Origin of the sequence: Nocardia transvalensis NBRC 15921 (genome assembly GCF_000308875.1) — a bacterium.
Taxonomy (GTDB): domain Bacteria; phylum Actinomycetota; class Actinomycetes; order Mycobacteriales; family Mycobacteriaceae; genus Nocardia; species Nocardia transvalensis.
The window spans coordinates 95165-117754 of sequence record NZ_BAGL01000125.1; the positions used below are offsets into that span (position 1 = coordinate 95165).

The following is a 22590-nucleotide window of genomic DNA, read 5'->3' on the forward strand; positions in this document are numbered from 1 at the left end:
AGTGAAACGAGGAAACCCTATGCACGACTCCATCATTCGCAGGTCCGCGGTCTTCTGCGGCGCGGCGCTCGTCGCGGCGGTGGCACTGACCGGTTGCGGCTCCGACGACGATTCGTCCACCGCGGCGACGACGTCGGCGGCCGCCACCAGTGCCGCGGCCGCACAGGCGGATCCGGCCACGACCAAGGCCGTCACCGACGTCTACACGGCCTTCTTCAGCGGCTCCACCCCCGCCCAGCAGAAGGCCGCGATCGTCCAGAAGGGCGACGTCTTCCTGCCGATCCTGGAGGCGCAAGCGGCCAACCCCCAGGCCCAGGGCACCTCGTCCACCGTCGCCGGCGTCAAACTCACCGACCCCGACCACGCCGACGTCACCTACAGCATCCTGATCGGCGGCAACCCCATGCTCCCCGACCAGACCGGCCAAGCAGTCAAGGAAGGCGGCCAATGGAAGGTAGCCACCCCCACCTTCTGCGCCCTCCTCGCCATCCAGGGCGGCAACTCCCCAGCCTGCTGACCCGACCCCCCAGTGCCGCAGCGCAATCCGTCCCCAGCGCTGCGGCACTGCTCTGCGAGCCAGGAGGCGCATGTCCATACCGACGCTAGCCAGCGAGTACTCGGATACCGCTGCGCTGGCCACCCGCATCGAAACCCACGAGAAGTACTCCGAGCACCCCGGCGACATCATTCGCGCCGTCATCGACGCGCTCGGCCTGCGCGGCAGCGAGGATCTGGCCGACATCGGCTGCGGCGACGCCCGATTCCTCGCCCGCCTGTCCGGCAGCGGTCACTCCGGCTGTCTGGTCGGTGTCGACAACTCACCCACCATGGTCGCAGTGGCAGAAGGGGTAGCGGGAGTGAAGGGCGTCTTGGCCGACGCCACGCTGATGCCGTTCGGGGACAATAAATTCGACGTCGTCACGGCGCGCCACATGCTCTACCACCTGATCGATCCGGTGGCAGCGTTGTCCGAGTTCCGGCGGATCACCGCGCCGAGCGGTTCGGTCGCCGTCACGGTGAACCACGCGAACGCGTGCGGTCGTACCCACGGCCTTGTGGCCGACCACGCCCGCCGCCACGGAATCCGGCCTCCGGTCGGCATGATCAACGCTGTGGTCAACTCGGACACCATCGCCGACATGATGACCGGCGTCTTCGGGAACGTCGCCCTCACCCGCCACGACGACGCCCTGCTGTTCACGGAACCCGCGTCGCTGCTCCGGTTCGCAGCGTCCTTGTTCTCGTTCTACGGCATCCCCACCGATCAGCCGGTCCGTGCCGCAATCCGGGCCGACCTGTCGGCGGCGATCGACGAGTGGTTCGCGTCGAACGACGGCGACGGGTGGCGGGATCCGAAAGGCTACAGTGTCGCTGTGAGTGTCGCCTGATCACGTGAATCGGTGATGCCGGGGCTGGTGTCAGCGTAGGGGGCGGCGTCGCCGGTCCTCGCTTACGCTGTCGGCCATGCTCGAGCGTGCGGATGTGTCGCCCAATCTCACTGATCGAGGGCGTATTGCCTCGTTCCTGCGGTTCAGCACCGAACTTGTCGCCTGGATCGTCACCCCGTGGGCGCTGGCCGGATATTCGGTCGTGCTTGCCGTTGTGGCCGTGGTGGTGCTCGTCGGTGCGCCGACCCTGTTCTCCACGCCGGGGGATAAGAAGCACATTCTCGTTCCGGTTCCGGGCACCGTCACGATCGGTCTCGTCGTGCTCCACTTGGTGGTGGCCGCGATCGGCTCCTGGCTCGCCTGGCAACCGTGGCTAGCTGTTCTGGTCACCGCCTTGGTGTTCGTCACGGCGGTGACCGAGTTACCGCGATGGCGGTGGTTGCTGCATGCTCCGGGCCGTACCCACACCGGCTGAGCGAAGTGCGCGCGGTCTGCCAGAGGTGCGGGCGCCGCGTTGGCGGCTGCGGTGTCGGCGGCGTTGTGTGCGTGGGAAGTTGGAGGTACGCAGGGGTGGCCGGGGTTAGAGTTGAGCTAGGCGGGGGGCCGTGTTCGTGGTGCGGAGGTGGGCCCCTGCCTGTCGGGTCAATTCCCTTGTGCTGCCCAGGAGTCCGTCCAGGACCAGGGTGCGGCGGACGTGGCGGTGGAGGGCGTGTTCGGCGGTGAAGCCTATGCCGCCGAGGACCTGCTGGCAGTGGCGGGCGGTGGTGAGGGCTGCCTGACCGGCGGCAGCTTTGGCGAGGAGTGCGCCAAGATCGCCGTCGGACGTATTCAGGGTGGCCTCTGCGCCTTCGAGGGCCACCAGGGTTTCGGCGAGGCGGTGGCGGACGGCCTGGAAGGAGGCGAGGGGGCGGTCGAACTGTTTGCGTTCCAAGACATGTCGGCGTGCCAGCGCCAGCATGGCGTGTCCGGTGCCGAGCAGCCACCAGCCGAGTGCGCGCCGTCCGGCGGCGAGTGCGGCGTCGGGGAGATCGGTCCCGGATGCGATCGTCCGTAGCGGCAGTTCCTCGTCCACCGAACCTCCGGATTCGCCGTCGCGATCCCAGAGCGCCCACGCGCCACCGGCGAACGGCAGCGGCACGGGCACGTCCTCCGCGAGAGGGACAGCCTGCCGCACGACGTCGTCGAGAACCGCAGCGTGCGAACCGGTTTCGCCGAGCAGCCGGAACACCATCGGCACCGCGAGGTCGGGCGCGTCCGCAAGCAACTCCGGCCAGCCCAGGTCCGTCAGCGCCGCGTCCAGCTCCCGCCCGCGGATGCCGGACATGGTCTTGCGCAGCGTCGCCGCGAGCAACTCCACCTCGCCGGCGTCAAGCTCTGCCATGATCACTCCTCGCTGACGTCACAGGACGGTGTGCCGGGTCGCGTACACACAGCCACGGTCACTCTTTCCCGAGATCGAGTAGGCGCCGGGCGATGATGTTGCGCTGGATCTCCGCCGTGCCGCCGTAGATCGTCGCCGCCCGGGAGTACAGGTACTCCGTGCGCCACCGCTGATCGGTGAATTCGATTGCGCCGGGCAGCAAGTCGCGCGCGGTGTCGAACAGCCGCTGCTCGGCCGTCGCGAGCAGGACCTTGTCGACGGAGGTCTCCGCGCCGAGGCGCGCGCCCTCGGCGAGACGGCGCTGGGTGGCCGCGGAGCGGCAGCGCACCGTGTGCAGCGCCAGGTACGCGGCGCCCAGTTCGGCGTCGTCGTCGAGATCGGTCCGGGCCACCATCTCGTCGAGCCGGGTGAACAGATAGGCGATCCGGTGCCAGAAGCAGGTGGACCGCTCGTAGGGCAGCAGATCCATCGCCACCCGCCAGCCGTCCCCGGGACCGCCGAGCATGCGGTCCCCGGGCACCACCACGTCGTCGAAGAACACCTCGGCGAACTCGTCCACGCCGTGCATCGTCCGCAGCGGCCGCACGGTGATGCCGGGGGAGTCCATATCGACGAAGAACGCCGTGATCCCGTCGTGGCCGGGCCCGGTGCGGGTGAGCAGCACGCAGCGAGCGGCGTACTGCGCCAGGCTCGTCCACACCTTCTGCCCGCTGACCACCCAGTCGTCGCCCCGTGGGGTGGCCTTGGTGCGCAGCGAGGCGAGATCGCTGCCCGACTCGGGCTCGGAGAAGCCCTGACACCACTGCTCCCGGCCGGACAGCAGCAGCGGCACCATCTCGGCGGCGAGTCCGGGCCGCGCGTAACCGATCATCGTCGGCGCGAGCACCTCGATCATCGAATAGATTCCGGGTTCGGCCAGATCGCGCGAGGCCACCTCCTCGCCGAGGACCGCGCGCAACGCGGCCGGACCGCCCAGCCCGGTCACCTCGGCCGGCCAGCCGTAGCGCATCCAGTCCGCGTCGTAGAGCGCGCGCCGCACCCGCAGCAGCTGCTCGACCTGCCCGTCCAGCGACTGGTCCGGGCCCGGCGTCAGGTCGTTGCCGTCCAGCCAGGCACGCAGGCCCGACCGGAATGCGGCGATCTGCTCCGCGGGCTCCGCACCGGCCGTCGTGCCCGGCGCCGCCACGGGTCAGACCACCGGCTCGCGGACGATATCGAGATAGGCCGCACCGGAATCCGGCACGCGCGGCTGCTTCCACACCTCGACCGGGAACGACACCATCACCAGCGACTGCAGCAGGTGGAACAGGTTGCGCGCCTCGTCGGGCAGGTCGTAGAGGTCGTACTTGTCGCAGTACTCCATCGCCTCCTCGAGCCGCGGGAACACGGTGTCGTAGAGGTCCTGCATCTCCTCCATCGAGGAGTCCAGCCGCTTGCGGTAGCGCTCCGGTTCGGTGGGCAGGATCCAGTCCGAGAATCGCGCGAACTCGGCGAATTCGGCGGGGAGCCGGGCTGCGTTCGGATCAGTTGCCATTGCGGTACTCCTTCACGATCCGCTGGGCGGTCTTGTGCAGGTGGCGGAGCAGGATCTCCTGGTCGTTGAGCGGGAACTCGGTGACCTCGCGGGTGGCGACCATGGTCTGCGTCGCCTCCAGGGTGTTCGCGTCCTGCAGCGCGTACTCCTTGAACGTGACCGCGGCCAGCTCCTGCGCCAGCCGCTCGCGGGCATTGGTGGCGGGCACGAAATACAGGCTGGCCTCGAAGATGTGGCGGTCCACGGCGGTCGGCCAGTAGTGATAGGTCAGGAACCAGCCCGGCGCCCAGAACAGTAGCGAGAAGTTCGGGAAGAACTCGAATTCGTCGACGCCCCAGGCCCGGTGCTTGGCCGGGTTGATGCCCTCCGGCAGCGGATCGAGGCCCTCGATATCGGGCCGGTCCCACGGGCCGAACAGCCCGCTGCGCAGCACCCGCTCGATCGGCTTGACCATATTCGGGTCCTTGGGCGGGGCCATGCCGCCCCACGACGAGACCATCGAGTGCGGCGCGTCGATCTCGTAGTGCAGCGCCTCGTAGCCGACGTTGGCCAGCTTGTCGGCCTCGTCCTTGACCGCCTGCTTCATGTGCAGGATCGGCGCGTGGTAGAACTCGGCGAACGCGTCGATGAACAGCTTCCAGTTGCTGCCGATCTCGGCGCGGTAGCTGAACACCTCGCTCATCTTCTCGAACGGGTAGCCCTCCAGGCCCTTGGCGAAGCCGCCCAGGTATTCGGTGAGGGGCTTGGCGTGCTCGTCGAGGTTGACGAAGATGAAGCCCTCCCACACCTCGCAGCGCACGGGCTTGAGCCCGAACTTGCTGTTGTCGAGGTCGAAGAACTCCTTCTCCTGCTGCACGAAGGTCAGATCGCCCTCGAGGCTGTAGCGCCACGCGTGGTACTTGCAGGTGAACTGGCGGCAGGTGCCGGCGGTCTCCTCGCCGGGGTAGTCGTCCCACACCAGCTTGTTGCCGCGGTGGCGGCAGATGTTGTGGAACGCCCGCACCACGCCCTTGGTGTCCTTGACGATGATCAGCGAGGTGCCGATGCAGGACAGTTCCTTGGTGAAGTAGTTGCCCACCTTGGGCAGCCGGTTGATCCGGCCCACGTTGAGCCAGCTCTTGCGGAAGATCGCCTGGCGCTCGTCCTCGTAGAAGGCGGGATCGATGGAGTCGGTGTAGTCCACCGGCTCGGTGCCCAGCTCGGGATAGTTCTCGGTCCAGCTCCCGGCCGCTGGTTTGGTGAAGTGTGCCAAGGGATTACCTTTCGTAGTCCGGCGGCTGTGCCGAAGGTGACGGGCACCGGGGCCGGCGGGCCCGCACCGCGTCATGAGAATCAGATTCTCATTTTTCAACTATAAGATTTCCATGGTACGGAGGCAGTGTCAACGCCAGCGGCGAGTCCCGGCCGCGCCGGGGTCCGCGGACCGGGTCCCCGGGCCCGCCGACGACTAGGCGTAGATGATGCTCTCCAAAAGACATCCATTGATTATCCAATTCTGAGAAGATAGTTTCCATAGCGGGTGCGGCATCGGCCACGACCCGGCCTCGGCCGTTCGGCCCATGGAGGAGGAACTACGGTGAAACCGCAGCGCATAGTCGTTGCCCTGATGGCGGTCGCGCTTCTCGTGGCCGGCGGCTGTGGCCGCGAGGGCGGCACCCGCGGGACCGAAGAGGGTTCGGGTTCGAGTCCGGCCGCCACGGGCGACTTCGGCACCCTGACCGGCGTCTGCGGGCCGGGGAGCGCGAAAAGCGCTTCCGCCCAGGGCGTGACGGCGTCCGACATTCAGATCGGCATGTTCTCCGACATCGGTTTCACGAAGAATCCGGACTTCGTCGACGCGGCGAAGGTGTTCACCTCCTGGTGCAACGCCGCGGGCGGGATCAACGGCCGCAAGCTGAAGACCAACCTGCGCGACACCAAGCTCATGGAGGTCCGCCAGCGCATGCTCGACGCCTGCCGCGAGGACTTCTTCCTCGTCGGCGGCAGCGCGGCGCTGGACGGCCTGGGCGTGAAGGACCGCCTGTCGTGTCTGCTGCCGGAGTTCCCCGCGCAGGTCACCCAGACCGCCAACACGGGTTCCGATCTGCAGCTGGCCGCCGGATCCTCGGCCTCGGAGGCGGTGAATCCGTACACCGGCTTCCAGGACTGGCTGATCAAGGAGGCCTATCCGGATTCGGCCGGGGCGGTCGGCATGATCAACGGCGACTCGCCCATCACGAAGGTCATGGGCGACAAGATGAGCGAATCGCTCACGGCGGCGGGTGCGAAGATCACCTACAACGAGCTGTACCCGATCGCCGGCGTCTCCGACTGGACGCCCTACGCGCAGGCGATCAAGTCCGCGAATGTCAAGGGCCTCATCTTCTTCGGCGACTTCCGCTATCTGGCCAAGCTGGAGGACGTGCTCACGAGCATGAACTACAAGCTGGACTGGATCGACGCGAACGCCAACTCCTACAACAACATGTTCCTCGACGCGGCGAAGAGTTCGCTGAGCGCGCAGAACAACGTGCTGGACATGAGCGGCACCGCCCCGCTCGACGCGGCCGGGCAGGTGCCCGCGGTCAAGCAGCTGAAGGATCTGTTCAAGCAGTACGCCCCGGACGCCGACATCACCTTCCAGGCGTTGCGCGCCTTCCAGTCCTGGCTGTTGTTCGCGAAGTCGGCGAGCAGCTGCGGCGACACCCTCACCCGCTCGTGCGTCTACAACGCCGCGAGCAAGGAGACGGCGTGGACCGGCGGCGGATTGCAGGCCCCGGTGGACCTGTCGAAACCGCTCGCGGAGCAGACCCGCTGCTTCAACGTGCAGAAGGGTACCCAGAACGGCTGGGAGACAGCCGATTTCAAGCCGAACAACGGCGTCTTCCGGTGCGGCTTCACGGCGTACAAGTACACCCGCGACTTCGGCAAGCCCACCACTCTGGCCGATGTCGGCAAGAGTATGAGCGATCTGAAGTGACGGGACGCTGATGGAGCAGTTCCTCGCGTTCGGGATCGTCGGTCTCAGCACCGCGGCCATCTACGCCGTCATCGGCAGCGGACTGGTGCTCACCTACACCACGACCGGTGTGTTCAACTTCGCGCACGGCGCCGCGGGCATGATCTCGGCATTCGTGTACTGGCAGTTGACGATCGGCTGGGGCTGGCCGGTTCCGGTGGCGATCGTCGCGGTGCTGCTGGTGTTCGCGCCGCTGTTCGGCCTGCTGTTCGGCAAGGCGCTGGCCCCCACGCAGGGCCTGGGTGACGCCGAGAAGCTGGTGATGACCGTCGCGCTGCTCAGCGGCCTGATCGTGGTGGCGCGGTGGATCTGGGATCCGAACAAGTCGCGGTCGCTGCCGCGGTTCTTCGCGGACAAGTCCTCGATCGACCTCGGCGCGGTCACGCTCACCTGGCATCAGGCGCTCACCATGGCGGTCGCCGTCGCGGTCGCCGTCGCGCTGCGAATCCTGCTGTACCGCACCAGGACCGGCGCGGAGATGCGGGCGACCGTGGACGATCGCGCGCTGGTCGGGCTCACCGGCGCCGATCCGCGGCGGGCCAACCGGATCGCGTGGATCCTGGGCATCGAGCTGGCCGCGATCGGCGGCATCCTGATCGCGCCGACGGTGGCGCTGGACGCCGCGCAGCTGTCGCTGCTCATCGTCAGCGCCTACACGGCGGCGATCTTCGGCCGGCTGCGGAATCTGCCGATGACCTTCGCGGGGGCCGTGGTGGTGGGCCTGCTGGAGAGCTATCTGACCGGATATCTCCCGCACAACGCCTATCTGCCCGGCCTGCGGCTGGCGGCGCCCGCGCTGCTGCTGTTCGTGGCGCTGCTGGTGTTCCCGCACGGCCGGTTGCGCGGGCGCGACCGCAAGCTCAAACCCGTTCCGCTGCCGACGATTCCGGGCTCGGCGGCCTTCGCGGTGGTGATCGTGGTGTTCGGGCTGATGCTGGCCACCATGCTCAGCGAGCCGGATCTGATCACCTACGGCGCCATGTTCGCGTGGGGCGTGATCGCGCTGTCGTACGTGCCGCTGCTGGGATTCGCGGGGCAGATCTCGCTGTGCCAGCTCAGCCTCGCCGGTGTCGGCGCGGTGGCCTACGCGCATCTCGGGCCGGACGGGCAGTGGTGGGCACTGCCGGCGGCCATGGGGATCGCGGGGGTGGTCGGTGCGGTGGTGGCGGTGCCGGCGCTGCGGCTGTCGGGGATCTATATGGCCTTGGCGACAGCGGCTTTCGCCGTGATCCTCGATCGGTGGATCTTCACGCTGCCCTCGTTCGAGCTGCTGGGCGTGCGGATCTCGCTGTTCGATCAGGGCTCGGTCTCGCTGGTCGGGCCGCACCTGTTCGGGCTGAACCTCGACAGCACCGCCGAGGTGACCGTCTTCGCCGCCGTCTGCCTGGCGCTGGCGGGCCTGGCCGTGGCGCTGTTGCGGCGCAGCAGGTTCGGGCGGCGGCTGATCGCCCTGCGCGACAGCGAGGCCGCCTACGCCACCCTCGGCGGCGGGCTGCTGGTCGCGCGGGTGCTGGTGTTCACGCTGTCGGCGGCCATCGCCGGGCTGGGCGGGGCGCTGTACGGCATGCAGTTGCGGGCGGTCGCTCCGGATCAGTTCAATCTTGTTGCAGGACTGCCTATCTTCCTGATCGTCACCATCGCCGGGCTCGGCGTGGTGGGCGCGGGCATGTTCACCGGGCTGGTATTCGCCGGACCGCTCAACGTGATTCCCGTGCTGTGGCCCGGGTTGCAGAGCCTCGCTCAGGTGCTGCCGTCGCTGGGCGGTATCGCCTTCGGCGGCGGCGTCCTGCGTGAGGGGGCCATCGCGCCGATGCGCAAGGACTGGTTCCCGATGCTGCGCGACCGTCTTGTCGCGCCGGTGCTGGTCCTCGTCCTGCTGGCGCTGTGGGCGCTGCGCGTGGGCGACGTGATCGACGGGTGGATGTTCACCGGCGGCGCGGTCGTGGCCGCGGTCGCCGCCCTCATCTGGCATCGCACACGGACGCGGCCGGAACCCGGGCCGGTGGAGGTGCCGGTGGAGTGGTGGGGCATCAAGCGGCCCTGGGAGACCGAGGACGGGGAGGTGCTGAATCGTGCCGTCGCTACTGGAAGTTGACGATGTCACCGTCGTCTTCGGCGGCAACCGCGCGCTCGACGGTGCGGGGTTGCGGGCCGAACGCGGCGCGGTGACCGGACTGATCGGCCCCAACGGCGCCGGCAAGAGCACGCTGTTCGACGTGATCTGTGGTTTGCGCAAGCCGACCCGCGGGCGGGTGGCGATCGGCGGCGCCGACGTCACCCGGCTGGGCCCGGCGCGGCGGGCCCGGCACGGCCTGGCTCGCACGTTCCAGCGGCTGGAACTGTTCGGCCGCTTGACCGTTCGCGACAACCTGCTGGTCGCCGCCGAACTCGGCAAACACCGGCGGCAGGCCGGCCGGATCGTCGGCGAGATCATCGATCGCCTTGGCCTCGAGGAGGTCGCCGACACCCCCGCCGACGACCTGCCGACCGGCACCGCCCGCCTGGTCGAGGTCGGCCGGGCCGTGGCCGCCCGCCCCAGCCTGATCCTGCTGGACGAGCCCGCCGCCGGCCAGGACCACACCGAAACCGAACGCTTCGGCGGGCTGCTGCGTTCCCTGGCCGACGACGGCACCGCCGTCCTGCTCGTCGAACACGATATGGGCCTGGTGATGAGCGTCTGCGACGAGGTGTACGTGCTGGACCTGGGCAAGGTCATCGCCTCGGGGTCCCCGGAGGTCGTCCGTGACGACGAAGTGGTGCGGGCAGCGTACTTGGGGGACATATGAGTGCTGCTACGTCTATCGGAAGGCGGGAGGACCCATGAGTCTGCCCAGTGCAACCGAAACCATCACGGCGACACCCGAAGTGCCCCCGACCAGCCTGCTGGCCCTCCGGTCCGTCCGCGCCGCCTACGATGCCATCACCGTCCTGCACGGAGTCGATCTCGATGTCGCGGCGGGGCAGGTGGTGGCGTTGCTGGGGCCCAATGGGGCGGGGAAGACCACCGCGCTGAAGGTGATCGCGGGGATCCATCCGGCGGCGTCCGGGCAGTTGCTGCTCGGCGGGCGGGATGTGACGGGGGCCGAGCCGCGGGATCTGGCGCGGGCGGGGGTGTGCCTGATTCCCGAGGGGCGCGGCGTGTTTCCCAATCTCACCGTGCGCGACAACCTGCTGATGATGACGTTCACGGGGCGGCCGCGCGCGGAGATCGAGGAGATCGCGTTCGGGCGGTTCCCGATCCTCGGTAAACGCGCGGGCCAGATCGCGGGCACCATGTCCGGCGGCGAACAGCAGATGCTGGCGCTGGCGCGCGGGCTGGTCACCGATCCGGCGGTCCTGCTGCTCGACGAACTCTCGATGGGCCTCGCGCCGCTGGTCGTCGCGCAGCTCTACGAGGAGGTGGCCGAGATCGCCCGCCAGGGCGTCGCGGTGCTGGTGGTCGAGCAGTTCGCGGCCGCCGTCCTCGGCATCGCCGACCACGCCGCGGTCCTGGTGCGCGGGCGGGTCTCGCGGCAGGGACATCCGGACGCGATCCGTGACGAATTGGCAGCCCTCTATCTAGGAAGTTCCACATGACCGAATCACGCGCGGACCGCTTCGTCCGCGAACTGCAAGACCTGAAGATTCCCGATCCCGCCGCCGGCCGCTCCGGGCTGTGGCTGCGCCTGGGCGTCGTGCTGATGGTGGCCGGGCCGGTGATCGCGGTGCTGGCGTACTTCCTGTCGCACGGCACGACCGACCCGCTGACCCAGCGCGACGCCATCACCCTCGCCGTAGCCGGGGTCGCCGTGACGGTCGCGGGCGCGGCGCTGTTCCTGCGCTACTCGCTCACCAACTTCCTGCGATTCTGGCTGGCCCGCCAGGCTCATGATCTGGATGAACTGGGAAATCGTTTGGTGGGAAACGAGATTCGGCTGGACGGTGTGGGTTCGACGCCCTGAGAGGGAGGTGTGCACGTGTCCGATGACACTGCCGCAGGCATGAATTTCGAGCTGTCCGAGGATCAGGAGCTGATCCGGACGTCGGTGGCCGAACTGTGCCGGAAATTCGACGACCACTACTGGATGGAGAAGGATCGGGACCACGAATTCCCCACGGAGTTCTATCAGGCCATCGCGTCGGGCGGCTGGCTGGGCCTGACCATCCCGGAGGAGTACGGCGGGCACGGCCTCGGCATCACCGAGGCCACGCTGCTGGCCGAGGAGGTCTCCCGCTCGGGCGGCGGCATGAACGCGGCCAGCTCGATCCACATGTCGATCTTCGGCATGCATCCGGTGGTGGTGCACGGGTCCGAGGAACTGAAGAAGCGCACCCTGCCGCGGGTGGCGACCGGCGACCTGCACGTCTGCTTCGGTGTGACGGAACCCGGTGCGGGACTGGACACTCCGCGCATCCAGACCTTCGCGCGCCGCGACGGCGACCACTACGTCGTGAACGGGCGCAAGGTATGGATCTCCAAGGCCATGGAGTCGGAGAAGATCCTGCTGCTCACCCGGACGCAGCGCTACGACGAGGTCACCAAGAAGACCGACGGCATGACGCTGTTCCTCACCGACCTCGATCGCGCGCACGTCGACATCCGGCCGATCGCCAAGATGGGCCGCAATGCGGTGACATCCAACGAGGTGTTCATCGACGATCTGCGTATTCCGGTGGAGGACAGGGTCGGCGAGGAAGGCCAAGGCTTCCGGTACCTGCTCGACGGGCTCAACCCGGAGCGGATGCTGATCGCCGCCGAGGCGCTGGGCCTCGGCCGGGTCGCGCTGGACCGGGCCGTGCGCTACGCCAAGGAGCGCGTGGTCTTCGACCGGCCGATCGGCATGAACCAGGCCATCCAGTTCCCGCTGGCCGACTCGCTGGCCCGGCTGGACGCCGCCGAACTCATCCTGCGGAAGGCCACCTGGCGCTACGACAACGGGAAATCCTGTGGGCGCGAGGCGAATACCGCCAAATACCTGTGCGCCGACGCCGGCTTCACCGCCGCGGACCGGGCATTGCAGACCCACGGCGGGATGGGGTACTCGGAGGAGTATCACGTCTCCCGCTACTTCCGGGAGGCGCGCGTGATGCGCATCGCGCCGGTCAGCCAGGAAATGATCCTGAACTACCTGGGTTCGCACACCCTGGGATTGCCGAGGAGCTACTGATGGCCACTCAGACACTGTTCGATCTCACCGGCCGCGCGGCCCTGGTCACCGGCGCGGCCGGCGGGATCGGCTCGGCCGTCGCGCAGGCGCTGGCCGCCGCGGGCGCGGCTGTGCTCGTCACCGACCTCGACGGGGGCGCGGCGGCCGCGGTCGCGGAGAAGATCACCGGAAACGGCGGCACGGCAGCGAGTTTCGCGTTCGATGTCACCGATAGGGAGGCGGCCGACGCCGCCGCCGAACGGGCTGCGAGCCTGGCGGGCGGCGCACTGCACATCGTCGTGAACAACGCCGGTGTCACCGCGCCCGCGATGTTCCCGAAGACCTCCGCCGAGTCGGTCAAGCGGCTGTTCGATATTCACGCTCTCGGCACCATCAACTGCACGCAGGCCGCCCTGGCCTACCTGCCCACCGACGGAACCGGCCGGGTCATCAACGTCACCTCCGCCGCGGGACTGGTGGGCACCCTCGGGCAGGTGAATTACTCGGCGGCCAAGGCGGCGATCATCGGCATCACCAAGTCGCTGGCGAAAGAACTGGCGCGCAAGAACATTCTCGTCAATGCGCTCGCGCCGCTGGCGGCGACGCCGATGACCGAGACCATCCGCACGGACGAGAAGTTCTCGGGGCAGATGCTCGACCGGATCCTGTTGCGCCGCTGGGCCGAACCCGAGGAGGTCGCGGGCGCGTTCGTCTTCCTGGCCTCCGACGCCGCGTCGTTCATCACCGGGCAGGTGCTGCCGGTGGACGGCGGCACGGTGATCTGATGGACGGCGAGCCGGGACACCCGGGTCCGCTGGCGGGGATCACGGTCGTGGCCCTGGAACAGGCGGTGTCGGCGCCGATGTGCACCCGGACGCTGGCCGATTTCGGCGCCCGCGTGATCAAGGTGGAGAATCCGTCGGGCGGCGACTTCGCCCGCTACTACGACGATGTGGTGCACGGTCAGGCCGCCCACTTCGTCTGGGTGAACCGCGGTAAGGAGTCGATCACCCTCGACCTGAAATCCGAAGCAGGCGTGGGCCTTCTACACAGACTGCTGGCGCGGGCGGACGTCCTGGTGTCGAATCTCGCACCCGGCGCCACCGCGCGGCTGGGGCTGGCGCCCGCGGATCTGTCGGCCCGCTACCCGGACCTGATCGCGGTGGAGATCGACGGGTTCGGGGCCGGCGGCCCGCTGTCCCACAAGCGCGCCTACGACCTGCTCGTCCAGGCGGAATCCGGGGTGTGCGCGGTGACCGGGACCGCCGACGCCCCCGCCAAGCCCGGCCCGCCCGTCGCGGATGTGACGACGGGACTGTATGCGGCGCTGTCGATTCTGGCCGCACTCCAGGGCAAGGCGCGCGGTGCGCCGCACAGCGGCACGATCGCCGTGAGCCTGTTCGACACCATGGCCGAGATGATGGGCTACCACCTGACCTACGCCCGCCACGCCGGAATCGATCAGCAGCCGCTCGGCATGAGTTCCCCCGCCGTCGCCCCCTACGGGGCGTATCCCACCGCCGACGGCCAGACGGTCGTACTCGGCACCACCAACGACCGCGAATGGCAGCGCCTGGCCGCGGAGATTCTCGGTCGGCCGGATCTGGCTGCGGCCGAACGTTTCCGGACCAACCCGGGCCGGGTCGCGCACCGCGCCGAGCTGGACGAGGACATCGCCGCGTGGTGTGCGCGGCACAACCTGGCGGAGATCCAGAAGACCGCCGACGACGCTGGCATCGGCAACTCCCGGTACAACCGGCCCAGCGAGGTGATCGACCACCCGCAGCTGGTCGAACGTGACCGCTGGCGGACAGTGGACACCCCCGGTGGGCCCATCCCGTCCCTGCTACCTCCGGCCATCCTGGAGGGCTATGAACCCCCGATGAACCCGGTCCCGGCCCTCGGCGCTCACACGGACGCGGTGTTGACCGAACTCGGCTGCACCGCTGAGGAACTCGCCGAACTGCGCACGGCGCGCGTGATCGGCGGCGATGAATGACGACCGTTACGACACCCGCCCCACCATTTTTCCGGCACGCTTTTGGCCGGAATCTCGCTACCACCGGTGGATTCCGGCCAAAAGCGTGCCGGAAAATGGAGGTAGGCCGTTCGCGAATGCAGACGGTGGGCTGTTCGCAAGGTGATGAGAGCCGGGTGGTCTCGTGACTGACGAGCCAGTCCTGTTGTCCGAAGACCGGGACCACGTGCGCACGCTCACCCTCAATCGCCCGCACCGCAAGAACGCCATCGACGCCGAGCTGTGGTCCAGGCTGGCGGAGGCGTTGCGGGACACCACCTCCGATCGTTCCGTGCGGGCCCTGGTCATCACCGGGGCCGGCGGCGCGTTCTGTTCCGGGGCCGATATCTCCGTGCCGGACAACAACCATCCGGTCTACCGGATGCGGGCGCTCACCGATGTCGCGGTGCTGCTGCACGAGGTGCCGCAGCCGACGGTCGCGAAGGTCGGCGGGGTGGCGGTGGGTGCGGGCTGGAATCTGGCGCTGGGGTGCGATCTCGTGGTCGCCACGCCGGAATCGACCTTCGCGCAGATCTTTACGCGGCGCGGGCTGTCGATGGATCTCGGCGGGTCCTGGCTGCTGCCCAAACTGGTTGGGTTGCAGCAGGCGAAAAGGCTGACGCTGCTGGCGGAGACCATCGACGCCAGGCAGGCCCGGGACCTGGGCCTGGTCACCTGGATGGTCCCGGCGGAGGAGATCGACGAGTTCACCACCGACCTCGGCGCGCGCCTCGCCGCCGGACCGCCGGTCGCGCTGGCACAGACCAAGGCATTGCTGAACGAGGGCGCCGATGCGACGCTGCGGGAGGCGCTCGCGGCCGAGGCCCGCGCCCAGGGCCTCAATTTCGCGACCGCCGATGCCCCGGAGGCGTTCGCCGCCTTCGCCGAACGACGCGAACCGCGGTTCACCGGACAGTGGACCGTCCGGCGCCCGCCGATCCGCGCACAGTCCGAGAACGGGAGTTGAATATGCGTGAGGTAGTCATCGCGGGCGCGGTCCGCACCGCCGTCGGCAAACGCAACGGCGCGCTGTCGGGCGAGCATCCGGCCGACCTGTCGGCCCTCGTGCTGAACGCGCTGGCCGAGCGCACCGGCGTGGATCCGGCCGTGATCGACGACGTGATCTGGGGTTGTGTCTCCCAGGTGGGCGACCAGTCCAGCAATATCGGCCGCTACGCCGTCCTGGCGGCGGGCTGGCCGGAGAGTATCCCGGGCACCACCGTGAACCGCGCCTGCGGATCCAGCCAGCAGGCACTGGATTTCGCCGCGCAGGCTGTCTTGTCCGGGCAGCAGGACGTGGTCGTCGCGGGCGGTGTGGAGGTTATGAGCCGGGTGCCCCTCGGTGCGGCTCGTGCCTCGGGGCAGCCGTACGGGCCGAAGGCACTCGCACGCTACGACGACTTCTCCTTCAACCAGGGCATCTCGGCCGAATTGATCGCGGAGAAGTGGGGATTCAGCCGTACCCAGGTGGACGAGTACTCTGCCCTCTCGCATGAGCGTGCCGCCGCAGCCCAGGATGCCGGTGCGTTCACCGCCCAGATCGTCTCTGTGCCAACCGAATCCGGTGCGTTCACAGCCGATGAGGGCATCCGGCGCGGCACCACCGCCGAGAAGCTCTCGACCCTGAAACCGGCATTCCAGGACGACGGCGTGATCCACGCGGGCAACTCCTCGCAGATCTCCGACGGTGCGGCGGCCCTGCTGGTGACCACTCCGGAGAAGGCGCGCGAACTCGGCCTCACCCCGCTGGTGCGGTATCGCGCGGGCGCGGTGGCAGGTTCGGACCCGGTGCTCATGCTCACCGGCCCGATCCCCGCGACCGAGAAGGCTTTGGGGAAGGCGGGTTTGGCGCTCGCGGATATCGGCGTCTTCGAGGTGAACGAGGCGTTCGCCCCCGTCCCGCTGGCCTGGCTGGCGGAGACCGGCGCCGATCCGGCGCTGACGAATCCGCTCGGCGGGGCGATCGCGCTGGGCCACCCGCTCGGCGGCTCCGGCGCCGTACTGATGACCCGGATGATCCACCACATGCGCGATAACGGCATCCGCTATGGCCTGCAAACCATGTGCGAAGGCGGCGGTACCGCCAATGCCACTGTCGTCGAACTGATTTCCTGAACGGAGGCACGGCGTGCGACGAGAGCTGTTCACCGGCGATCACGAGGCGTTCCGCGAACTGGCCCGCGATTTCGTCGAGAAGCGGATCGTGCCGGACTACCCCGAGTGGGAGAAGTCCGGCGTGCTGCCGCTGGAGATCTTCACCGAGATGGGCGACCTCGGACTGCTCGGCTTCGCCCTGCCCGAGGAGTACGGCGGCGCGGGACTGCGGGACTACCGCTACAACGTGATCCTCCAGGAGGAGGCGGCGCGCGCGCTGGTCACCCTCGGCACCGTCCGCACTCAGCTCGACGTCATCCTGCCGTACTTCCTCGAATACGCCGACGACGCGCAGCGCGAGCGCTGGTTCCCGGGCCTGGCCACGGGCCGGCTGCTCACCGCGATCGCCATGACCGAACCGGGCACGGGATCGGATCTCGCGGGCATGCGGAGCACCGCGGTCCGCGACGGCGACGACTACATCCTCAACGGCGCCAAGACCTTCATCACCGGCGGCCTGCTCGCCGACCTGGTGATCGTGGTGGCCCGCACCTCCACCGATCCGGACAACCGCCGCGCGGGCCTGACGCTGCTGGTCGTCGAGGACGGGATGCCCGGTTTCACCCGCGGTCGCATGCTGGAGAAGATGGGCTGCAAGGTGCAGGACACCATGGAGCTGTCCTTCAGCGACGTCCGGGTGCCGGTGGCCAACCGGCTCGGCGAGGAGGGCGCGGCGTTCGGCTACCTGGGCCACAACCTGCCTCAGGAACGGCTGACGGTGGCCGTCGGATCGGTCGCCCAGGCCCGCGCCGCCATCCAGGCGACCATCGATTACACCAAGCAGCGCAAGGCATTCGGGACGCCGGTCGCCTCGTTCCAGAACACGAAATTCGAGCTGGCGGCGATGTCCGCGGAGGTCGAGGCCGCGCAGACGATGATCGACCGGGCTGTTGCGGATCTCTTGGACGGTTGCCTCACCGGTGCCGACGCCGCCAGGGTGAAGCTGTTCTGCACCGAGGTTCAGGCCCGCGTCGTGGATCGCTGCCTGCAACTGTTCGGCGGCTACGGCTACATGATGGAGTACCCGATCGCGCGCCTGTACACCGACGCCCGTGTCGCCCGCATCTACGCGGGTACCAGCGAGGTCATGAAGATGATCGTGGCACGGGATCTGGGCCTGTCCTGAACGGTGTCAGTGGCCGGTGCTGTTTCGTTCCACCACGACCAGTGGGATCTCGCGCTCGGTCTGCTCTTGATGCGCCGCCATGTGCGGATACCGTTCGGCGAGCAGGCCGAGCAGGCGTGTGCGCTCGGTGCCTGTCGCGGTGTGCGCGGTGGCCGGGAACCGGTCGATGCCCTCGGGGGTCCGGCGTTCGACGAGCACCTGCGGGTTCGCCACCAAGTTCCGATACCACGCCGGATGGCTGGGCGCGGCCATATTGGACGCCCACAACACGATCCGGTCCGCATCGTCGGTGAGGTAGCCCAGCGGCACCACGTGCGGGTTGCCACTGCGCGCCCCGGTGGTCGTCAGCAGAACCAGATCGGAACCCCGCAGCATTCCTTCCATGGTGATCTGCCCGCCGTTGTCGCGGAAGTTCTCGACCACCGACCGGTTGAATGCGCGAATATCACTGGGCATCGTCACCGCAGCCACGGTAGTACCACCGATCGAGGGAATCCATTACCGGACCATTCGGCCGTTACTCCGTGTCATGAGTTGAGGTATTCCTCGATGGCGTCGAGAGTGCGGGATCGGATGTATTCGTATCCGGTTTCGGCATCGCACAGCCGGTAGCCGTCGCCGCCGGTGCCCGCGATCGAGCGGTCCATCCGGTATCCCGCTCTCCGCGCGCGCCTTTCCATCCACGCCGCGCGTTCACGATCCGGATCGTGCGGGAACATGTAATCCGTGATCGGCATCAGGTGCGCCCACGCGGCTCGAGGTCACGCGCGATCTGTTTCAGGAACGCCTTGCCGCGCCAGGTGATACGCCAGGCGTCCGTATCCGGGCCGCCGCGCCGCTCGATCAACCGCTGAGTGCCGAGGCGGATCACCGCCCAGCGCACTACCCACTGATCCAGCTCGATCTCGGCCGCCAGCTGTGTGACGGTCAGCCACGGCACGCGCGCCAGCAGATCGAGCACGGCCATCTCCGCGGCGGCGACGCGCGCCATGACCGTGGTGAACGGTGTCGCGGCGTTCTCGCTCACGCGCTGGTTCACAAAGTCCATGATTGTGGGCGCTCCCGATGACTGTCCGGTCTGAGGCGACCGGCTTCGATGAGGGTCTGCAATGCGAAACGCTGTCTTGCGCAGCGGCATTCGCGGTGCAGCTGCATTTCCCGGTGCGCCTCCGCGATGCTCAGTGGGTGCGTCGGCGGGGTGCAGGCGGCTAAGAATTTCTGTGCCGCAAGAGGATTCACGGCACGTTCGCGCGGATGGTGTGTCCGGGCGAGGGGACGCTCGTCGTCATGATGGTCCGCAGGCCACAGGCACGACAGGCCGATGACGAAGCTGAACGCGACCGCCAATATCGACAGCACCGTGAGAGCCGCAGCCCAGGCGGTCACCCGGACCACCGCGACCGCGAACGGCATGGGCGAGTCTGTCTTGTTTCCATAGGTATAGAGCCCCCAGATGCGTCTAATGCGTTGTGTCGTACCGGGAATCGCGGTCGAAATCGGGGCGGAACGTCGAACGCGTCGGGGTGCCGGAGGCGGATCGCGAGGTCGGTGCCGTATGCTCGCTCGAGCGAATGTCCGTTGTATCCGCCGGGTGCCCTGTGCGTTCGACCACCCTGGACACAGAACAGCACAGCCATGCGGCTACCACCAGCGAAAACGGGCGATTCAATCGAGTGCGGCCGAATTTGTTGTGTTTCCGCATGATCCGACTCACGTTGTACGACTCACTTTGCGTGTTAGCGTTGATTCGCTTTAGCGCGCTGAGTCATCACTAGGAACGGGGAGGTTCAGATAGTGACAGACCACAGCCAGGCAGATGACAATCCGCGGATGCCGACGCTCCCGAGGCGGCAACTCGCCCGCATCCTGCGGGACGGGCGCGACACGGCCGGCCTGTCCATCGCGCGCGCCGCGATGCTGGTCGATTTGTCCAAGGCGGCGCTACAGCGGTACGAGACCGGGCGGAACGCGCGCATCTCACGGCCGCATATCAGGGCGCTCTGCGAGTTGTACGAGTTCGATGAGGAGCGAACCAAGTTCGTGTTGGAGCTGGCGGAGGCCGCGAAGCAGCGCTCGCCGATCGAGAACTACGGGGACATCATCTCCGATACGTTCCAACTCTTCATCGGACTGGAATTGATTGCTGTGCGGCAATTCTCCTACTCGCTCACGATGCCTGGATTGCTACAGACGCTTGCCTACGCGAGGGGCATAACCAGGAGGTGGGTCGAGAACAACAACGAGCTGGACTCGTCCGCAGTCGATCGGCTCGTCAAGCTACGGATGGATCGGCAACGCGCGATCAAGCGGTCTGTTCACCCGATGCAATTCGAGGCAGTTATCGATGAATCTGCGCTGTATCAGCAGATTGACGGGCCAGATGTCATGCACGAACAGCTGCGCTTTCTCTTGGACGCGAGTCAGAGCCCGAATGTCACGCTGCGTGTTCACCCATTCTCGGCCGGGTATCCGCTCGGCATGGCGAATGCTACTTTCAACATCCTTGATTTTCCGGAGGCGCGATCAGGAGAAATGCAAGAGCCTACTTTGGCATTTCTGGAATCCGCATGGAGGACTGCATACGTGGACGACCCTGCGGTTGTGGACGATTATGTGAGGTTTGTTAATGTTCTCCGTAAGGAGTCCTACAGTCAGAGCAACACCCGCCAACTAATCAAATCCGTAATCAAGAGGTACCAGAAATGAACTGGTTCAAGTCGAGCCGCAGTCAGAATCAAGGCCAGTGCGTCGAGGTTGCCTGGTTACCAGACGGCCAAGTGGGCGTCCGTGACAGCAAGAACCCCGATGCTGGCCACCTGACATTCACACCCGGTGAATGGGACGCGTTCACAGCAAGAATGGAAAGCGGAGAGTTCAAGCGCCCCAACGCATAACCACTATCCCGTAGAACGCATGAGCGCGTGCGAGCCCGGCACTCTTCGAAGAGTGCCGGGCTCGACCATCTCGGCCGCCCGCCCGTGGCTCACCCGGGTGCGTCGTGGCCGGTAAGGGTGCGGTACAACCAGGCCGATGCGTCCGACTCGCTGCTGAACCGTTCTCTGACATCGTATTTCCCGCGTTCGAACGCGCCGACCTCCCAGCCGGTGCCGGGCTGCCCGGGCCGTAGGAACCAGAAATCTGTCGGCAAGGGGTCGTGGGTGTGCACGCCAGGGATCTGGAAGGACTCCGGCGGCAGCCCTGCGGCCAGTAACGCGGCACCGAGTTGTTCGCGATCCATATCAGACCGGCCTCTCCTCGACGAGGTATCCATTCTGTAGCAGCCATGTGACGCTGAGCGCGGTTCCGGCCTCGGGCAGGTACGCGGCTTGCAGCAGGAATTGGGTTCCGCCGCCGGGCTGTTCGAACCACGCGGCGATGGGGCCCGCCTCGACCGTGAAAGGCCTGAGGACACAGTAGAGGTGGTAGTTGCTCTGCGGTGTGCCGGTGGGTGTGTTGAGGTTCTGCGGCGGCAGCGCGCGTGACGGGAAGAGGTCTCCGGCCGGTGCGAGGAAACGCCCACCGGCATACCCGAATCGGTCGATCCGCCGGCCGGGCGTCATGTCCTCCGGATGCCGCACGGCGTGCCCGCCGACCACCTGGAACCCGTCGTCCGGCGGATAGATCCAGCCGGAGTCGTTGCGGTACTTGGTGACGAAATCGCTCACCCCGAGTCCACCGAACCGCTGATATCCGGCCAGCAGCGGCTGCACCGGCGGCGTCTGCGGCAGTGGGTCGGGCCCCAGAAACTCCCTGCCCGGATCGTAGAAACTCGTTGTCGGGGAGGCATTGTCGGGCGTCCCGGGGTTACAGGCCGATTGCGCGGGCACCGGTTGGGCCTGCACAGCCGAAGCCGGACCGATCAGCAGAAGCAGTGTGGCGAAGATCGTTGTGACGACAGACCGATAGCGCACGATAACCCCCAAGCCATGGAAGTAGTTGTGGCTCAGAGGATAACGGTGCGCCGTCCCATCGGATGCAGTTCGGACCACCAGCGTGGCGTGGCGTCTGTGGGGCCGCACCACTGTCCATGATGCGGGGACCCGGATCTCAGTTGAGCACGGCGAATGCCTCGACCTCGACGAGCACATCGGGCTCGAACAGGTAGTCGACGCCGATCACCGACAGGGGCGGCAACGGCCGCGGTAGCCCGAGTTCGTCTGCGACGCACTCGATTCCCGCGACGAAATCATGGTACGGGATGGTCGAACGCGTCATCACCAGTACGCGACCCCGTCGCCGTCGAGTGCCGCCTCACGCCCCTCGGACGGTCGCTGCAAGACCTCATCGACGCACTCCTGCACTGGGCCGCAGCCACACTGCCCGACGTCGAGCGCGCCCGCGCGCGCTTCGACGACCGGGCTCGAGCCGAAGAAATGCGATCGCTGTGAGACCCGGCGGAAGCGGGGAAGGACGCAAACTCAGACGGCAACCCTCTCCGCCGCCAGCGTGGCGGCGATGGCCGCGGCCAGTTCCGCGCCCTTGATCTCGAAGTGCCGGGCGAAGTACTCCAGATGTTCGGCGTGCTCGTGGAAGTGGTGCGGGGTCAGCACCGCCGAGAACACCGGGACATCGGTGTCGAGCTGGACGCGCATGAGCCCGTCCACCACGGTCGACGCGACGAAGTCGTGGCGGTAGATGCCGCCGTCGACCACGAGCGCGCAGCCGGCCAGCGCGGCGTAGTTCCCGCTCAGTGCCAGGCGCTTGACGCGCAGGGGGATCTCGAAGGCGCCGGGCACTTCGATCACATCGATATCGGTGAATCCGCGCTCGGCGAGGGCGTCGCGGCACGCGGCCACGGCCCGGTCGACGATCTCGGCGTGCCAGCGCGCGGCGACCAGCGCGATGCGGTTCGGTGCGGGTGACATG

The 22590-nt window shown here is 67.6% G+C and carries 27 protein-coding genes and 1 pseudogene; 16 read left to right on the forward strand and 12 right to left on the reverse strand.

The window, feature by feature from the left end; translation table 11 throughout:
* Positions 1 to 19 precede the first annotated feature (19 nt).
* The 3 genes from ON41_RS34515 (at position 20) to ON41_RS34525 (ending at position 1863) form a co-directional block, all read left to right on the forward strand.
* Positions 20 to 517, forward strand: coding sequence for an MTB12 C-terminal domain-containing protein (locus tag ON41_RS34515; protein WP_040752714.1), 498 nt, complete (start codon positions 20 to 22; stop codon positions 515 to 517).
* A gap of 70 nt (positions 518 to 587) precedes the next feature.
* Positions 588 to 1388, forward strand: coding sequence for a class I SAM-dependent methyltransferase (locus ON41_RS34520; protein ID WP_040752716.1), 801 nt, complete (start codon positions 588 to 590; stop codon positions 1386 to 1388).
* 76 nt (positions 1389 to 1464) lie between these two features.
* Complete coding sequence (locus ON41_RS34525) at positions 1465 to 1863, forward strand: hypothetical protein (RefSeq protein WP_051163157.1); 399 nt, start codon at positions 1465 to 1467, stop codon at positions 1861 to 1863.
* Between the two features lie 105 nt (positions 1864 to 1968).
* On the opposite strand, the gene ON41_RS34530 is transcribed toward ON41_RS34525, so the two are convergent.
* Genes ON41_RS34530 through ON41_RS34545 form a run of 4 tightly spaced genes read right to left on the reverse strand, consistent with a single transcriptional unit; the run spans position 1969 to position 5555 of the window.
* Entirely contained in the window at positions 1969 to 2772 is an 804-nt protein-coding gene (locus tag ON41_RS34530) for an acyl-CoA dehydrogenase family protein (protein WP_373281379.1), read from the reverse strand.
* Between the two features lie 55 nt (positions 2773 to 2827).
* Positions 2828 to 3955 carry an acyl-CoA dehydrogenase family protein gene (locus ON41_RS34535; RefSeq protein WP_051163159.1) on the reverse strand — a complete coding sequence of 376 codons (1128 nt, stop codon included), beginning with the start codon at positions 3953 to 3955 and terminating at the stop codon, positions 2828 to 2830.
* A gap of 3 nt (positions 3956 to 3958) precedes the next feature.
* The gene (locus ON41_RS34540; protein WP_040752717.1) at positions 3959 to 4303 is read right to left on the reverse strand and encodes a hypothetical protein; all 345 of its coding nucleotides are present in this window, start codon (positions 4301 to 4303) and stop codon (positions 3959 to 3961) included.
* Positions 4293 to 5555, reverse strand: a complete 1263-nt coding sequence (locus tag ON41_RS34545) for an aromatic ring-hydroxylating oxygenase subunit alpha (RefSeq protein ID WP_040752718.1) — start codon at positions 5553 to 5555, stop codon at positions 4293 to 4295. Before ON41_RS34545 ends, ON41_RS34540 begins: the two co-directional genes overlap by 11 nt.
* A 354-nt stretch (positions 5556 to 5909) precedes the next feature.
* Here ON41_RS34545 and ON41_RS34550 point away from each other — a divergent pair, with 354 nt between their 5' ends.
* From ON41_RS34550 to ON41_RS34600, 11 genes are all read left to right on the forward strand, one after another.
* Positions 5910 to 7262 (forward strand): ABC transporter substrate-binding protein, encoded by a 1353-nt coding sequence (locus ON41_RS34550; RefSeq protein ID WP_040752719.1) that lies wholly within the window; start codon positions 5910 to 5912, stop codon positions 7260 to 7262.
* Positions 7263 to 7272: 10 nt separating this feature from the next.
* Positions 7273 to 9396: a branched-chain amino acid ABC transporter permease gene (locus ON41_RS34555; protein ID WP_040752721.1), complete on the forward strand. Its 2124-nt coding sequence runs from the start codon at positions 7273 to 7275 to the stop codon at positions 9394 to 9396.
* Positions 9374 to 10087, forward strand: coding sequence for an ABC transporter ATP-binding protein (locus ON41_RS34560; RefSeq protein ID WP_040752722.1), 714 nt, complete (start codon positions 9374 to 9376; stop codon positions 10085 to 10087). Before ON41_RS34555 ends, ON41_RS34560 begins: the two co-directional genes overlap by 23 nt.
* Positions 10088 to 10121: 34 nt before the next feature.
* Complete coding sequence (locus ON41_RS34565) at positions 10122 to 10877, forward strand: ABC transporter ATP-binding protein (RefSeq protein WP_051163161.1); 756 nt, start codon at positions 10122 to 10124, stop codon at positions 10875 to 10877.
* Complete coding sequence (locus ON41_RS34570; protein ID WP_040752723.1) at positions 10874 to 11242, forward strand: hypothetical protein; 369 nt, start codon at positions 10874 to 10876, stop codon at positions 11240 to 11242. The genes ON41_RS34565 and ON41_RS34570 overlap by 4 nt, the downstream gene beginning before the upstream one ends.
* Positions 11243 to 11281: 39 nt before the next feature.
* Positions 11282 to 12448 carry an acyl-CoA dehydrogenase family protein gene (locus ON41_RS34575; protein ID WP_040752725.1) on the forward strand — a complete coding sequence of 389 codons (1167 nt, stop codon included), beginning with the start codon at positions 11282 to 11284 and terminating at the stop codon, positions 12446 to 12448.
* Complete coding sequence (locus tag ON41_RS34580; RefSeq protein ID WP_040752726.1) at positions 12448 to 13212, forward strand: SDR family NAD(P)-dependent oxidoreductase; 765 nt, start codon at positions 12448 to 12450, stop codon at positions 13210 to 13212. The genes ON41_RS34575 and ON41_RS34580 overlap by 1 nt, the downstream gene beginning before the upstream one ends.
* Positions 13212 to 14426: a CaiB/BaiF CoA transferase family protein gene (locus ON41_RS34585; RefSeq protein ID WP_040752727.1), complete on the forward strand. Its 1215-nt coding sequence runs from the start codon at positions 13212 to 13214 to the stop codon at positions 14424 to 14426. The genes ON41_RS34580 and ON41_RS34585 overlap by 1 nt, the downstream gene beginning before the upstream one ends.
* A gap of 163 nt (positions 14427 to 14589) precedes the next feature.
* Positions 14590 to 15411 (forward strand): enoyl-CoA hydratase/isomerase family protein, encoded by an 822-nt coding sequence (locus ON41_RS34590; RefSeq protein ID WP_040752729.1) that lies wholly within the window; start codon positions 14590 to 14592, stop codon positions 15409 to 15411.
* A 2-nt stretch (positions 15412 to 15413) separates the two neighbouring features.
* Positions 15414 to 16559: a thiolase family protein gene (locus tag ON41_RS34595; protein WP_040752730.1), complete on the forward strand. Its 1146-nt coding sequence runs from the start codon at positions 15414 to 15416 to the stop codon at positions 16557 to 16559.
* Between the two features lie 13 nt (positions 16560 to 16572).
* A complete protein-coding gene (locus tag ON41_RS34600; protein WP_040752731.1) occupies positions 16573 to 17724 on the forward strand; it encodes an acyl-CoA dehydrogenase family protein in 1152 nt (383 codons plus the stop codon).
* A 6-nt stretch (positions 17725 to 17730) separates the two neighbouring features.
* Here ON41_RS34600 and ON41_RS34605 read toward each other — a convergent pair whose 3' ends face one another.
* The 4 genes from ON41_RS34605 to ON41_RS42045 form a co-directional block, all read right to left on the reverse strand.
* Positions 17731 to 18180: a nitroreductase/quinone reductase family protein gene (locus ON41_RS34605; protein ID WP_040752732.1), complete on the reverse strand. Its 450-nt coding sequence runs from the start codon at positions 18178 to 18180 to the stop codon at positions 17731 to 17733.
* Positions 18181 to 18251: 71 nt separating this feature from the next.
* Positions 18252 to 18461 carry a hypothetical protein gene (locus tag ON41_RS34610; RefSeq protein WP_040752734.1) on the reverse strand — a complete coding sequence of 70 codons (210 nt, stop codon included), beginning with the start codon at positions 18459 to 18461 and terminating at the stop codon, positions 18252 to 18254.
* Positions 18461 to 18772 carry a transcription initiation factor IIE subunit alpha family protein gene (locus ON41_RS34615; protein ID WP_040752735.1) on the reverse strand — a complete coding sequence of 104 codons (312 nt, stop codon included), beginning with the start codon at positions 18770 to 18772 and terminating at the stop codon, positions 18461 to 18463. Before ON41_RS34615 ends, ON41_RS34610 begins: the two co-directional genes overlap by 1 nt.
* Positions 18760 to 19137 (reverse strand): hypothetical protein, encoded by a 378-nt coding sequence (locus ON41_RS42045; RefSeq protein WP_157185737.1) that lies wholly within the window; start codon positions 19135 to 19137, stop codon positions 18760 to 18762. Before ON41_RS42045 ends, ON41_RS34615 begins: the two co-directional genes overlap by 13 nt.
* 381 nt (positions 19138 to 19518) lie before the next feature.
* On the opposite strand from ON41_RS42045, the gene ON41_RS34620 reads away from it, so the two are divergent.
* Both ON41_RS34620 and ON41_RS40875 read left to right on the forward strand, forming a co-directional pair.
* The gene (locus ON41_RS34620; RefSeq protein ID WP_157185738.1) at positions 19519 to 20430 is read left to right on the forward strand and encodes a helix-turn-helix domain-containing protein; all 912 of its coding nucleotides are present in this window, start codon (positions 19519 to 19521) and stop codon (positions 20428 to 20430) included.
* Positions 20427 to 20618, forward strand: coding sequence for a DUF397 domain-containing protein (locus ON41_RS40875; RefSeq protein ID WP_083905838.1), 192 nt, complete (start codon positions 20427 to 20429; stop codon positions 20616 to 20618). Before ON41_RS34620 ends, ON41_RS40875 begins: the two co-directional genes overlap by 4 nt.
* Before the next feature lie 89 nt (positions 20619 to 20707).
* Here the strand turns inward: ON41_RS40875 and ON41_RS34625 are convergent, their stop codons facing one another.
* The 4 genes and pseudogenes from ON41_RS34625 to ON41_RS34635 all read right to left on the reverse strand — a co-directional run bounded on the left by ON41_RS34625 (position 20708) and on the right by ON41_RS34635 (position 22589).
* Positions 20708 to 20962: a hypothetical protein gene (locus ON41_RS34625; protein ID WP_040752736.1), complete on the reverse strand. Its 255-nt coding sequence runs from the start codon at positions 20960 to 20962 to the stop codon at positions 20708 to 20710.
* 1 nt (position 20963) lies between these two features.
* Positions 20964 to 21551: a TNT domain-containing protein gene (locus ON41_RS34630; protein ID WP_169336539.1), complete on the reverse strand. Its 588-nt coding sequence runs from the start codon at positions 21549 to 21551 to the stop codon at positions 20964 to 20966.
* Between the two features lie 220 nt (positions 21552 to 21771).
* Positions 21772 to 21912 (reverse strand): annotated as a pseudogene (locus ON41_RS42050) (RidA family protein); the annotation flags it as partial.
* A gap of 230 nt (positions 21913 to 22142) precedes the next feature.
* Positions 22143 to 22589, reverse strand: a complete 447-nt coding sequence (locus ON41_RS34635) for a 6,7-dimethyl-8-ribityllumazine synthase (RefSeq protein ID WP_040752738.1) — start codon at positions 22587 to 22589, stop codon at positions 22143 to 22145.
* Position 22590 lies beyond the last annotated feature (1 nt).

Coding starts and splice junctions, on each gene's coding strand:
- ON41_RS34515 (WP_040752714.1), top strand. CDS start 20: ATGCACGACTCCATCATTCGCAGGTCCGCGGTCTTCTGCGGCGCGGCG.
- ON41_RS34520 (WP_040752716.1), top strand. CDS start 588: ATGTCCATACCGACGCTAGCCAGCGAGTACTCGGATACCGCTGCGCTG.
- ON41_RS34525 (WP_051163157.1), top strand. CDS start 1,465: ATGCTCGAGCGTGCGGATGTGTCGCCCAATCTCACTGATCGAGGGCGT.
- ON41_RS34540 (WP_040752717.1), bottom strand. CDS start 4,303: ATGGCAACTGATCCGAACGCAGCCCGGCTCCCCGCCGAATTCGCCGAG.
- ON41_RS34550 (WP_040752719.1), top strand. CDS start 5,910: ATGGCGGTCGCGCTTCTCGTGGCCGGCGGCTGTGGCCGCGAGGGCGGC.
- ON41_RS34555 (WP_040752721.1), top strand. CDS start 7,273: ATGGAGCAGTTCCTCGCGTTCGGGATCGTCGGTCTCAGCACCGCGGCC.
- ON41_RS34565 (WP_051163161.1), top strand. CDS start 10,122: ATGAGTCTGCCCAGTGCAACCGAAACCATCACGGCGACACCCGAAGTG.
- ON41_RS34570 (WP_040752723.1), top strand. CDS start 10,874: ATGACCGAATCACGCGCGGACCGCTTCGTCCGCGAACTGCAAGACCTG.
- ON41_RS34575 (WP_040752725.1), top strand. CDS start 11,282: ATGAATTTCGAGCTGTCCGAGGATCAGGAGCTGATCCGGACGTCGGTG.
- ON41_RS34580 (WP_040752726.1), top strand. CDS start 12,448: ATGGCCACTCAGACACTGTTCGATCTCACCGGCCGCGCGGCCCTGGTC.
- ON41_RS34585 (WP_040752727.1), top strand. CDS start 13,212: ATGGACGGCGAGCCGGGACACCCGGGTCCGCTGGCGGGGATCACGGTC.
- ON41_RS34595 (WP_040752730.1), top strand. CDS start 15,414: ATGCGTGAGGTAGTCATCGCGGGCGCGGTCCGCACCGCCGTCGGCAAA.
- ON41_RS34605 (WP_040752732.1), bottom strand. CDS start 18,180: ATGCCCAGTGATATTCGCGCATTCAACCGGTCGGTGGTCGAGAACTTC.
- ON41_RS34610 (WP_040752734.1), bottom strand. CDS start 18,461: ATGCCGATCACGGATTACATGTTCCCGCACGATCCGGATCGTGAACGC.
- ON41_RS34615 (WP_040752735.1), bottom strand. CDS start 18,772: ATGGACTTTGTGAACCAGCGCGTGAGCGAGAACGCCGCGACACCGTTC.
- ON41_RS42045 (WP_157185737.1), bottom strand. CDS start 19,137: ATGCCGTTCGCGGTCGCGGTGGTCCGGGTGACCGCCTGGGCTGCGGCT.
- ON41_RS40875 (WP_083905838.1), top strand. CDS start 20,427: ATGAACTGGTTCAAGTCGAGCCGCAGTCAGAATCAAGGCCAGTGCGTC.
- ON41_RS34625 (WP_040752736.1), bottom strand. CDS start 20,962: ATGGATCGCGAACAACTCGGTGCCGCGTTACTGGCCGCAGGGCTGCCG.
- ON41_RS34635 (WP_040752738.1), bottom strand. CDS start 22,589: ATGTCACCCGCACCGAACCGCATCGCGCTGGTCGCCGCGCGCTGGCAC.